The organism is Buttiauxella cochleicola (genome assembly GCF_021282405.1).
In the GTDB taxonomy this organism is placed as follows: Bacteria; Pseudomonadota; Gammaproteobacteria; order Enterobacterales; family Enterobacteriaceae; genus Buttiauxella; species Buttiauxella massiliensis.
Genome location: NZ_JAJSOU010000018.1, coordinates 29,087 through 41,483, shown reverse-complemented (window position 1 = coordinate 41,483; position 12,397 = coordinate 29,087). Strand labels below are relative to the sequence as shown.

At 46.6% G+C, this 12,397-nt stretch carries 11 protein-coding genes; 9 read left to right on the top strand and 2 right to left on the bottom strand.

Annotated features, from left to right (window positions below; translation table 11 throughout):
* Positions 1-158: 158 nt before the first annotated feature.
* Positions 159-1,652 carry an outer membrane channel protein TolC gene (tolC, locus tag LVQ79_RS19625; RefSeq protein WP_151995983.1) on the bottom strand — a complete coding sequence of 498 codons (1,494 nt, stop codon included), beginning with the start codon at positions 1,650-1,652 and terminating at the stop codon, positions 159-161.
* A gap of 207 nt (positions 1,653-1,859) precedes the next feature.
* On the opposite strand from tolC, the gene nudF reads away from it, so the two are divergent.
* From nudF to parE, 5 genes are read left to right on the top strand one after another with little or no spacing between them, the layout of a single operon-like run.
* Positions 1,860-2,492 (top strand): ADP-ribose diphosphatase, encoded by a 633-nt coding sequence (nudF, locus tag LVQ79_RS19620; protein WP_151995982.1) that lies wholly within the window; start codon positions 1,860-1,862, stop codon positions 2,490-2,492.
* A gap of 2 nt (positions 2,493-2,494) precedes the next feature.
* Positions 2,495-2,917, top strand: coding sequence for a DUF1249 family protein (locus LVQ79_RS19615; RefSeq protein ID WP_151995981.1), 423 nt, complete (start codon positions 2,495-2,497; stop codon positions 2,915-2,917).
* A 25-nt stretch (positions 2,918-2,942) separates the two neighbouring features.
* Complete coding sequence (gene cpdA / locus LVQ79_RS19610; protein WP_232866248.1) at positions 2,943-3,770, top strand: 3',5'-cyclic-AMP phosphodiesterase; 828 nt, start codon at positions 2,943-2,945, stop codon at positions 3,768-3,770.
* On the top strand, positions 3,770-4,345 hold the full coding sequence (gene yqiA, locus LVQ79_RS19605; protein WP_034461016.1) for an esterase YqiA: 576 nt from the start codon (positions 3,770-3,772) through the stop codon (positions 4,343-4,345). Before cpdA ends, yqiA begins: the two co-directional genes overlap by 1 nt.
* Positions 4,346-4,389: 44 nt before the next feature.
* The gene (gene parE, locus LVQ79_RS19600) at positions 4,390-6,285 is read left to right on the top strand and encodes a DNA topoisomerase IV subunit B (RefSeq protein WP_232866246.1); all 1,896 of its coding nucleotides are present in this window, start codon (positions 4,390-4,392) and stop codon (positions 6,283-6,285) included.
* Between the two features lie 176 nt (positions 6,286-6,461).
* On the opposite strand, the gene LVQ79_RS19595 is transcribed toward parE, so the two are convergent.
* The gene (locus LVQ79_RS19595; protein WP_232866245.1) at positions 6,462-8,240 is read right to left on the bottom strand and encodes an EAL domain-containing protein; all 1,779 of its coding nucleotides are present in this window, start codon (positions 8,238-8,240) and stop codon (positions 6,462-6,464) included.
* Positions 8,241-8,646: 406 nt separating this feature from the next.
* Between LVQ79_RS19595 and LVQ79_RS19590 the strand changes: the two genes are divergently transcribed.
* The 4 genes from LVQ79_RS19590 to nanQ all read left to right on the top strand — a co-directional run bounded on the left by LVQ79_RS19590 (position 8,647) and on the right by nanQ (position 12,240).
* A complete protein-coding gene (locus LVQ79_RS19590) occupies positions 8,647-9,327 on the top strand; it encodes an N-acetylmannosamine-6-phosphate 2-epimerase (RefSeq protein WP_232866244.1) in 681 nt (226 codons plus the stop codon).
* A gap of 13 nt (positions 9,328-9,340) precedes the next feature.
* A complete protein-coding gene (gene nanK, locus LVQ79_RS19585; RefSeq protein ID WP_232866243.1) occupies positions 9,341-10,216 on the top strand; it encodes an N-acetylmannosamine kinase in 876 nt (291 codons plus the stop codon).
* Positions 10,217-10,282: 66 nt separating this feature from the next.
* Positions 10,283-11,764: a sodium:solute symporter family protein gene (locus LVQ79_RS19580; RefSeq protein ID WP_151995975.1), complete on the top strand. Its 1,482-nt coding sequence runs from the start codon at positions 10,283-10,285 to the stop codon at positions 11,762-11,764.
* 11 nt (positions 11,765-11,775) lie between these two features.
* Positions 11,776-12,240, top strand: a complete 465-nt coding sequence (nanQ, locus tag LVQ79_RS19575; protein ID WP_232866241.1) for an N-acetylneuraminate anomerase — start codon at positions 11,776-11,778, stop codon at positions 12,238-12,240.
* Positions 12,241-12,397 lie beyond the last annotated feature (157 nt).

The window sequence follows — 12,397 nt, the reverse complement described above, 5'->3', positions numbered from 1 at the left end:
GAGCCCAAAGGAATGAAGCTAATATTGCGTTTAGAATAGGGGATGAATGGTTGAAATTAAAGCGATGACGGCTGTTTGGAGGGAGATCTTTACTTTGCCTTACGTTCACGTGCGTAAGTTGTGACGGGGGCATGTTGTCATGCCCCCGAAATACATGATCAGTTACCGAATGGGTTAGCTGATTTTTTGTTTGTTGCAGTGACCGGAGTGGCTTTTGCTGGTGTTGCCGTCTCAGTGGTTGCGGCTGTATCAGCGGAGTAACCATCTGCGCGAGCATTCTGGTCTGGCGTTTCTGGCGCGACGCTTTCGGCAGTAGTTGGTACTGGTTTGCCTAATGTGCCGTTCAACGCAATCAGATCTTGTTCGTTAAGCGTACCCAGAGCTGATTTAATATTCAGCTGGTTGATCAGGTAGTTATAACGAGCACTAGAGAGCTGTTGTTTTGCGTTATACAGCGTAGTCGTCGCATCCAACACATCAACGATGGTACGTGTACCTACGGAGTATCCTGCTTCCATTGCATCTAAAGAGCTTTGGGCAGAGACAACCGCTTGTTTATAAGCGTTGATGGTACTGATAGAGGCGTTAACGTTGTTAAACGAAGAACGAACTGTTTGCACCACGCTACGATGTGCACTTTCCAGTTGCTCACTTGCGCCTACAAAGTTGTATTGCGCTTGTTTCACCTGAGAAGTTACAGAACCGCCGCTATACAATGGCAAAGAGAAATTCAGACCGATTTTATTCTGACCAACACCCTTATCATCGTACGCCTGGCTGGTGGTTTTAGAGCCGCTGTAGTCAGTATCAGAAACACCTGTCGAAGCGGTTAAGCCCACGGTTGGCATATGGCCAGTTTCAGCGTAACGAATTTGCTCGCGCGCCAGGTCCTGAGACAGACGTGCCTGTAACAATGCCAGGTTACGCTTTTCTGCTTCTTTCAGCAGGTTATTCACCGCGTCAGGCTTGTTGGTTTTGAAGCCATCAACATTCAGCGAAGCCAGAGAAGGATAGTAGTTACCGGTGACCTGGCGCAGCGTTTCTACCGCGTTATCCAGATTATTCCGTGCAGTCACTTCGTTCGCTAATACGTTATCGTATTGTGCACGGGCGTTCTGAACGTCTGTGATGGCTACCAGGCCTACGTTAAAGCGCTGAGTAGTTTGATCTAACTGGCGATAAATAGCCTGTTTCTGCGCTTCTGTGTAGGAGAGGGCGTCAATGGCACTCAACACATTGAAATAGGCGGTCGCTGTATTCAGGATCAGCGTTTGCTGATCTGTCTGATAAGTGACGTCCTGGATACCAGCAGATTTTTCTTGCAGGGTTAGCGCACGCCATTTCGACATATCAAAAATAGTTTGCGTTAATTGCAAAGAGGCACTGGTCGTATTGGAGTCGATGCCATTCGAATCGCGGAAGCCATTGCTGTATTCATAATCAGCACCAAGGCCTAGCTGTGGCAGTAATGGACTACGTGCTTCGTTGATTTTTTCGAATGCGGCATCACGGTCAGCAGCGGACTTACGCAAGTCCGGGTTGCTTAAACGTGCCTGCTGATAAACCTGCATCAGGTTTTCTGCCTGGCTCATGGCACTGAAACCCGTTAGGCTCAGACCGATAAGAATTGGGAGCAGTTTCTTCATTTGCATTCCTTGTTGTGAAGCAGAAATTGTTTGTTAGCGCTGACAAGAGCCGAAAATGATCGCCGATTCTAGCAGAGTCTGCCAGCTGGGAAGCTTGGCGTAATGTGCCATCTGCCCTTAATTTTCATCAATCTACCACATAGGAAATGAAACGGCAGTCATACCAACTTGAATTCGCACATTTCATGACCATAAAAATATCAGGAAACCAATATGACTAAGCAAAAAGATCAACTTGTCACGTTAGGTAAAAACGATGTTGAAATTATTGCACGGGAAACGCTTTATAGCGGTTTTTTTTCGCTAGATCTTTATCGCTTTCGCCATCGCCTGTTTAATGGCGAAATGAGTGGTGAAGTTCGGCGTGAAATTTTAGAACGCGGGCATGCTGCAGTACTGCTACCCTATGACCCTGTGCGAGACGAAGTTGTATTGATAGAGCAGATTCGGATTGCTGCCTATGACACAAGTGAGAGCCCATGGCTGCTCGAACTGGTTGCAGGAATGATTGAAGAAGGTGAAAGCGTCGAAGACGTTGCGCGCCGTGAAGCAATCGAAGAAGCGGGTCTGGTAGTAGGTCGAACAAAACCTGTTATCAACTACCTTGCAAGCCCGGGTGGGACCAGCGAACGTTTATCTATCCTGGTGGGGGAAGTGGATGCTTCGAACGCGCAGGGTATACATGGTCTGGCAGATGAAAACGAAGATATTCGTGTTCATGTCGTGAGCCGGGAACAGGCTTATCAGTTAGTAGAAGAAGGGAAAATCGATAACGCAGCTTCAGTCATCGCACTGCTTTGGCTGCAATTGCATCATGAGAAATTAAGAGCCGAGTGGAACAACTAAACATGAAGCGCTACACACCTGACTTCCCGGAAATGATGCGTCTGTGCGAAACCAATTTCGCACAACTACGACGTCTGCTTCCTCGTAATGATGAGGTAGGTGAAAAAGTCACTTACCAGGTCAGTAGCGCCCAATATCGGCTCACTATTATTGAGTCGACACGTTATACAACTCTTGTGCAAATCGAACAAACGGCCCCAGCTGTGAGCTATTGGAGCCTACCATCGATGTCTGTGAGGCTATATCATGACGCGATGGTCGCGGAAGTGTGTTCAAGTCAGCAGATCTTTCGCTTCAAAGCGCGTTATGATTATCCTAATAAAAAGTTGCATCAACGCGACGAAAAGCATCAAATTAACCAGTTTCTAGCCGATTGGCTGCGTTATTGTTTGGCGCATGGAGCGATGGCGGTTCCGGTTTGTTAGTGAGGGTGAAACCTAAGGACACCATTTGGAAAGCCTGTTAAATCTTCCTGTGGCCGGTGGGGGCCAGATCAGGATCTTGCAAATTACAGATACCCACCTGTTCTCTGGAAAGAACGAAACGCTGCTTGGTATCAATACCTGGATGAGTTATCAGGCTGTTATTGACGCCATCCTCGCTGAGCAGCGTCATTATGACCTTATCGTTGCAACTGGGGATTTGGCCCAGGATCACAGTGCGCAAGCCTACCAACACTTTGTTGAAGGCATCGCGGAGATTCCTGCGCCCTGCGTTTGGCTCCCTGGTAATCACGATTTCCAACCGGCGATGTTCAGCTCGTTGCTGGAAGCCGGAATTTCCCCGGCTAAACAAGTTTTCTTAGGCGATAGCTGGCAGATTTTGTTGCTGGACAGCCAGGTATTTGGTGTTCCACATGGTGAATTGAGCGACTATCAGCTCGACTGGCTAGAGCGCAAACTCGCTGGTGCGCCTGAACGCCATACTCTATTGCTGTTGCATCATCATCCAGTCCCTGCGGGCTGTAGTTGGCTGGATCAACATAGCCTGCGCAATGCCGCTGAGCTTGATAACGTGCTGCAAAAATTCCCAAAAGTGAAAACTCTGGTGTGTGGGCATATTCATCAGGAGTTAGATCTCGACTGGAATGGTCGACGTATGCTGGCAACACCTTCGACTTGCGTGCAATTCAAACCTCACTGCTCCAACTTCACACTCGATACCATCGAGCCGGGTTGGCGTTGGCTGGAACTTCATCCAAACGGTGAGGTGACCACGGAGGTTTGCCGCCTGAAGGGTGCGGTATTTAACCCTGATACCGCGTCAGAAGGGTATTGATGTCAACGCTACTTTACTTACACGGCTTCAACAGTTCGCCGCGTTCAGCCAAGGCCACGAGTTTGAAAGCGTGGCTTGCGCAGAACCATCCTCATATCAATATGATTGTACCGGAACTCCCACCGTATCCTGCCGATGCGGCAGAGTTGCTGGAGTCGTTGGTGCTGGAGCATGGTGGCGAACCGCTAGGTGTAGTTGGCTCGTCTTTGGGCGGCTATTACGCCACCTGGTTGTCGCAATGTTTTACGCTCCCAGCGGTAGTGGTGAACCCGGCAGTCCGGCCTTTTGAACTGCTGGTGGATTATCTCGGCACCAACGAGAACCCCTACACCGGGCAGCAATATGTGCTAGAGTCTCGCCATATTTACGATCTTAAAGTCATGCAAGTTGACCCGTTAGATTCGCCAGATCTCATCTGGTTGTTGCAACAAACGGGTGACGAAGTGCTTGATTATCGCCAGGCGGTTGCGTACTACACCCCCTGTCGCCAGACGGTAGAATCCGGTGGCAATCACGCCTTTGTAGGCTTCGAAGATTATTTCACACAGATCGTCGACTTTCTTGGCCTGCACTAAGGCCTGATGTCGGATTCCTGTTTCGCTATCTGAACGAATAAACCATGACGCAATCCAGTTATAACGCCGATGCCATTGAGGTACTCACCGGGCTTGAGCCTGTTCGCCGCCGCCCCGGGATGTACACCGACACCACCCGTCCAAACCATTTGGGCCAGGAAGTCATTGATAACAGCGTGGATGAAGCGCTGGCAGGCCATGCGAAGCGTGTTGATGTTATTCTTCATGCCGATCAGTCATTAGAAGTTATTGATGACGGGCGCGGCATGCCGGTAGATATCCACCCGGAAGAGGGCGTTCCGGCGGTCGAGCTTATCCTTTGCCGCCTGCATGCGGGCGGTAAATTCTCCAACAAAAACTACCAGTTCTCTGGTGGTCTGCACGGCGTGGGCATTTCTGTCGTTAACGCCTTGTCCAAACGCGTTGAAGTCACCGTGCGTCGTGATGCGCAGGTTTACAGCATCGCGTTTGAAAACGGCGATAAAGTCCAGGAACTGGCGGTGGTCGGCACCTGCGGCAAACGCAATACCGGCACCAGTGTTCACTTCTGGCCAGATGCATCGTTCTTCGACAGTCCACGTTTCTCCGTTTCTCGTTTAAGCCATTTGCTGAAAGCCAAAGCGGTACTTTGCCCGGGTGTAGAGATCACTTTTACCGATAAAGTGAACAACACCGAGCAGCGCTGGTGTTATCAGGATGGTCTGCAAGACTATCTGTGCGAAGCGGTAAACGGCCTGCCGACGCTGCCTGAAAAACCGTTCGTCGGTAATTTTGCCGGTGACGTTGAGCAAGTTGACTGGGCGCTGCTGTGGTTGCCAGAAGGTGGCGAACTGCTGACGGAAAGCTACGTTAACCTAATCCCAACCATGCAGGGCGGTACGCACGTCAACGGTTTGCGTCAGGGTCTACTTGATGCAATGCGCGAGTTTTGCGAATACCGCAACATTCTGCCGCGTGGCGTAAAACTCTCTGCGGAAGATATCTGGGAACGTTGCGCTTACGTGCTCTCCGTTAAAATGCAGGATCCTCAGTTCGCGGGGCAAACCAAAGAACGCCTGTCATCGCGTCAGTGCGCTGCTTTCGTTTCCGGTGTTGTGAAAGACGCTTTCAGCTTGTGGCTGAACCAGAATATTCAGATTGCAGAACAACTCGCTGAGCTGGCTATTTCCAGCGCCCAGCGCCGTATGCGTGCCGCCAAAAAAGTGGTGCGTAAGAAACTGACCAGTGGCCCGGCATTGCCTGGCAAACTGGCTGACTGTTCTGCACAAGATTTAAGCCGCACCGAACTGTTCCTGGTGGAAGGGGATTCCGCTGGCGGTTCTGCTAAACAGGCTCGTGACCGTGAATACCAGGCGATCATGCCGCTCAAAGGTAAGATCTTAAACACCTGGGAGGTCTCGTCGGATGAAGTGCTGGCGTCGCAAGAAGTGCATGATATTTCTGTCGCGATCGGTATCGATCCGGACAGCGAAGATCTAAGCCAACTGCGCTACGGCAAAGTTTGTATCCTTGCGGATGCGGACTCCGATGGTTTACATATCGCCACGCTGCTGTGCGCGTTGTTCGTGCGCCACTTCCGCTCGCTGGTTCGCGGTGGTCACGTTTATGTCGCGATGCCACCGCTTTACCGTATCGACCTCGGTAAAGAGGTTTACTACGCGCTGGATGAAGAAGAAAAAGCAGGTGTGCTTGAGCAGCTTAAGCGTAAGAAAGGGAAACCGAACGTGCAGCGCTTTAAAGGACTGGGCGAGATGAACCCGCTGCAATTACGTGAAACCACGCTTGATCCAAATACTCGCCGCCTGGTGCAGCTCACCATTGACGATGAAGACAACGACAAAACAATGGCAATCATGGATATGTTGCTGGCGAAGAAGCGTTCTGAAGATCGTCGTAACTGGTTGCAGGATAAAGGCGATATGGCAGATCTCGACGTCTAATGTCCCTAAGAGTAAATTGATACATTAGCTTAGCTTTGAGCATGGAAGCTCTGGTCAGGCTGTAAAATATCAGAACCAGCTCGTAAGATTTAATTTGAAAATTATTTTTTGATTTCCGGCGATTATATGGAATTGTCGGAAATCGATTCTTTTGCGATATCGAAGTAAAACCCCTCCTATGCCCCCAATGTATCTAAAAAATCGGATAAAGGAACTGGGCGGTGATACAAATAGCCTTGTTGATAATCAACGTTGTTATCATGCAAATATTTTGCCTGTTCCTTAGTTTCAACACCTTCCGCAATAACTTTTAAATTCAGTGATTTTGATAATGAGACAACATTTTCTACAATATGGTGAGAGATAGCATCAAGACCAATCATTTTAATAAAACTACGGTCAATTTTAATATAGCTTACTGGGAATTTTTGGAGGTAGTGGTGAGTGGCATACCCTGTTCCAAAATCGTCAAGAGCAAAAAGTATATTGAGATTCTTAAGCGCCACAGCGCCCTTTATCGCAATTTTAGCATCAGTATTAAAGTTTCTTTCTGTTATTTCGAATATGGTAGTTATCGAATTACAACTTTCTTTAAATGATTTGCTTTTTGTAACTAGCTCTGGATCTTCTAAATGTTCAGGAGAGATATTAATTGATAAGTGAAAATCTTTTGGCAGTTTATGTGCTTTGTCTTGTAAGATTTTTTGCACATTTTCAAGTAATTGATGCGTTATCTTAATAATGATGCCACTTGATTCCATTGCCGGAATAAATGTATTTGGAGGAATGAGTCCCATTGTTGGATGTTTCCATCTAAGAAGTATCTCACAACCAATGATTTTATTGTTTCTTGTGTCTATTATAGCTTGTGCAAAAGGTATGAACTCATTTTTTCTCATCGCGCGAAGCATATATCTTTTAGAAAGAAAGTTATAGTGAGAAAACGATTGAAGGAATATAACGGAAAAAACAATAAATGTTATAATACCTATTGGTAATCCTGCTTGAGTTATTACTCTAATAACTTTTTCTTGTAGGGTTGTATATTGCTCAATATAGAGTATACCGCTTAATATCTCTTTGTTGGTATAGTTAGAGTAAACCCCACCTTTAGTTTCAACGATCGAGGAAATCGCGTTATTGGATGTATCATTATCACTAGAAATTATAATTTTATGATTCTTATCAAATACAGTAACATGATAATTATTGTCATTACTCTTGACTATTTTATTTATATAATTAAGGTTGAGATCAAGAGAAATAGCCCCTGTGAATTCATCTTTATTATAAACAGGTGCTGTAACCGTTAATATCTGCCCCTTTCCAGCAATATCAATATAAGGAGTCGTGATTTTGACCTCACGCTTCGGATTGTTTTCTGGTGTAATTAAATACCAGAATGGATCGGTATACATACCTGGATTAAAATAATAAGTACTAATCTCTTTTTTAGATGAATAAGGGGCTATATAGACGAATGAGTTTTTTGAGGTGTAGTAAATCCATGAATATAATTTGGTAAAGTAACCATCCCCTACATCAATGTTAAGAGACGCTGCAGCATTTGCTTCATTTTTTGTCTGAGGATTTAACTTCTCATAAGCACCAAGTCCACTAATCATCCCTCCGGAAATATTCTTGTGTGGTGTTATTTTAAAATGCCAATTCTCTGATGCGTTAATGTTCTTATTTGGCATTGAAATGGTGTTGTAGCTATTGTTAGATTGTAAATTGATTTCCATCTGTTTTCGTAGCATTTCGCATAATACAATACTGACATTTATTTTTTCACTTATGCTTTTTATATATGAATCAACAGTTTCATTTATACGTACAGTATCTTTTTCCCAATATGAGCCCAACATGGCAGCAACGCAAACCACCCAAATTACTAACAATAGATGCTTTTTATTCATTATTAATGAGACAGTTATGAGTTTTTTGTGCATCATTATATAAGTAATTTCATCTTCTATTCAATATATAGATTTGGATGTTTCTGGATGGTGTTATTTTACAAGTTTTTTTAAATTATATGAATTACCGAATTTTCATCAGTAGGGTAATTATTGAGTTATTCATTATATTTATTGCAGTAACCATAAAGCGATTGAATTATGGACTCATTATCCCGGCAGAAATCCTTGCTCTTTTTGAAAATAAAGACACCCATTTCGCTTTCCAAATCAGCCTTGCAGGTTAAAAATCTTCTCTGCTCGCTTCAATTCCTGACGGTTCCTTCTCCCCTTGCGCATGACCCTCCTCACATTTTTCCCGTTTGCAGCTTGAAATAGTAATACTCCATCCGCTATTCTTTTTTGGAGTTAAACTTCATTTGAATTTGCAAGGCGGAGCAGAATGTCACTACTAACAAAATTAGAACAAAGCGTGCGTGATTGTGGGGGGCTCATCGTCTCCTGCCAGCCCGTACCCGGAAGCCCAATGGACAGGCCCGATATCGTGGCAGCAATGGCGCAGGCTGCCGTATCTGCGGGGGCTGTTGCCATCCGCATTGAAGGAATCGCCAATCTGGAAGCGGTACGGCCACTTATTTCAGTTCCAATTATTGGCATTATGAAACGCGACCTGGAAGATTCTGCTGTGCGCATCACTCCGTTTTTGCATGACGTTGATGCGCTCGCAAACGCCGGGGCCGATATTATTGCCTTTGACGCAACATTCCGCCCACGCCCGGTGGCCATTGATGAACTGATTGCACGTATTCACCATCATGGATTACTGGCAATGGCAGACAGCTCAACGGTAGAAGAAGGCCTCAATTGCAAACACAAAGGCGTTGAGTTCATTGGCACAACGATGTCTGGGTACACCACTTCAGTTACGCCTGAAGGGCCGGATCTGATGATGGTGTCCGAGTTAAGCGACGCTGGCTGCCGCGTCATTGCTGAAGGTCGTTACAACTCCCCTGAGCTGGCATCACAGGCTATCAATCATGGCGCATGGGCTGTTACTGTTGGTTCAGCCATCACCCGTATTGAACATATTTGCCAGTGGTTCAGCGATGCTGTTAAGCGCTAAGCCGGAGAAGACGATGAACACACTTGCCATTGATATCGGCGGCACAAAACTGGCCGCGGCGCTTATCAACTCACAGCATGAAATCTCTTTACGCACGGAAATTCCCACTCCGGCTAATGCCAAGCCACAAGCTCTGGAGCAGGCTTTGGCTGATTTGGTTGCAGCCTATGAGGGGAAAGCACAGCGAGTGGCGATTGCCTCTACAGGTATTATTGATAACGGAATTCTTACCGCGCTAAATCCAGATAATCTCGGTGGCCTGAATCATTTCCCGTTGCAGGCAACCGTTGAACGCCTCACAGGGTTGCCGTGCGTGGTTCTCAACGATGCGCAGGCTGCCGCCTGGGCAGAATATTGCTATCTGTCAGATCAATTCAAACACGTTACGTTTATTACGGTTTCCACTGGAGTAGGTGGTGGCATCGTTATCAATGGCGAATTGCTAACGGGTCCTCATGCCTTCGCAGGCCATATTGGGCACACTCAGGCCGATCCGAATGGTCCAATGTGTGGTTGCGGACGCGTTGGTTGCGTTGAGGCTATAGCCTCCGGGCGCGCCATTGCAGCAGGGGCTCAGCACGATCTTTTGGGCAAAAATGCCCGTGAAATCTTTGCCTTGGCGCAAGAAGGCAACGAGCAGGCACAACAACTATTTGCGCGTTCAGCACAGGCGATTTGCCAACTGATCGCCAATCTTAAAGCCCTGCTGGATACCGAATGTATCGTGCTAGGCGGCAGCGTCGGGCTTGCTCCGGGTTACCGTATACAGGTGGAAAAGCAGCTCGCAACACTACCTGCGGCATTCTATGTTCCTGTTTATTCCGCTCACTATCAGCATGATGCTGGGTTAATGGGGGCTGCCCTCTGGTCTGAACATCACGCAGTCTGATCATTTATAAAATTTAAAATTCAGACAGTTACTTCATCCTAATAAAACCATAAGTAGGAAAGTGCCATAATGACTCACTCTTTCGGCATCTTTAATTACGTTGTTCTTTTCGGTTATTTACTGGCAATGATGTTAGTCGGTGTCTATTTTTCAAAGCGGCAGAAAACGGCTGATGATTATTTCCGTGGCGGTGGCCGAATTCCTGGCTGGGCTGCAGGTGTTAGTGTATTCGCCACCACGCTAAGCTCGATTACTTTTATGTCAATTCCAGCCAAGGCATTCACCACTGACTGGACGTTTATTCTCGGCCAATATCTGGTTATTGCTATTTTACCGGTGGTCTTTTATTTCTATATTCCATTCTTCCGTAAGCTAAAGGTAACCTCTGCCTACGAATATCTAGAAGCTCGTTTCGATGTTCGTAGCCGCTTGTTCGCCAGCCTCTCTTTTATGATGTTTAACATAGGCCGTATCGCCATTATCACTTACTTAACGGTGTTGGCTTTGCGACCATTTATTGGCATTGACCCAATCGTTTTGGTGCTGCTGATTAGTGTTATGTGCATTATCTATACCTGGATGGGTGGTATTGAAGGGGTTATCTGGACTGACGTTATTCAGGGGTTGTTGTTATCGGGCAGCGCGGTGCTTATTTTCATCGTGATTTGCTTCAAGGTGCAGGGCGGGTTCGGTGAGATTTTCACCGTGACACAACATGCCGATAAATTCTTCCCGGCGTCACAGTTCCGCTGGAGCTGGACGGAAAGCACTGTGCCAGTTCTGATGATTGGTTTCCTGTTTGCCAATATTCAGCAATTTACCGCCAGTCAGGATGTGGTCCAGCGCTATATCGTGACGGACTCCATTGAGGAGACGAAGAAAACACTGCTCACCAACGCTAAGCTAATCGCCATTATTCCAATTTTCTTCTTTGCTATCGGTTCGGCTCTGTTTGTTTACTACAAACAAAACCCAAGTCTGTTACCAGCAGGCTTTAACATCGGGGGGATCTTGCCGCTATTCGTGGTGACGGAAATGCCTACAGGTATTGCTGGCTTGATTATCGCCGCTATTTTTGCAGCTGCGCAGTCCAGTATTTCAAGTAGCCTGAACAGTATCTCCAGTTGCTTTAACTCCGATATTTATCAAAGACTGAGCAGCAAAAAAAGAACCCCAGAAAACAGTATGCGTATGGCTAAACTGGTGATCCTTATTGCCGGGCTATTTAGTAGCGCTGCGACGGTATGGTTGGTGATGGCGAATGAATCAGAAATCTGGGATGCCTTTAACAGCTTAATTGGGCTGATGGGTGGCCCTATGACTGGTCTGTTTATGCTGGGGATTTTCTGCAAACGTGCCAATGCGGGTAGTGCAACTCTTGGCATTGTGGTCAGTATTGTAGCGGTGCTGTTTGCTCGCTATGCCACCGACTTGAATTTCTTCTTCTATGGCGTGGTTGGCTGTCTGAGTGTGGTTATCAGCGGCGTTATTTTCGCCCCATTATTTGCTTCAGCGCCGGCGCTGACGCTTGATGAAACACGTGAGTAAAAGGTGACATCATGATTTTAGGACGAATTTCAGAGCTCAGCGCTCAGACTGGTATTGCACCTCAGTTACTGGCCATTATTAAGCAGGCGCTGGCGAAGCATCCGGAAACACTAAGTGCGGGCCGCCATGAAATAGACGGTGACGATATCTTTATGAATGTTATGAGCTTTGATACCTCAGAACCACAGAGCAAGCGTTACGAGCAGCATCGCGAATATCTTGATATTCAGCTGTTACTCAGTGGTCAGGAGCGCATTGATTTTGGCCCGATTGGTGCGGCAATAGAGCCAGATATTTATCACGAAGATGATGATTATCTGCTTTGTGATGAGGTGGCACCTTGCCAGACTTTGCATATGCAACCCGGAATGTTTGCGATATTCCTTCCGGGCGAGCCACATAAACCAGGTTGTATCAGCGAAACGGCGCAGTCTATTAGCAAGGTAGTCATCAAAGTGCATTATCGCTGTCTATAACACGATGTTTTAACGTCATAATAATATTAAGCAGTAAATGAGTTCTTCTTTGACGGCGCGATGTACGCATACCCCCTATGCTTACATCGCGCTTTTTTTCATGCCACAGACTTGTTACGCTCTCAACCATTCAATATTGCAGGCTTTTTGCCACATC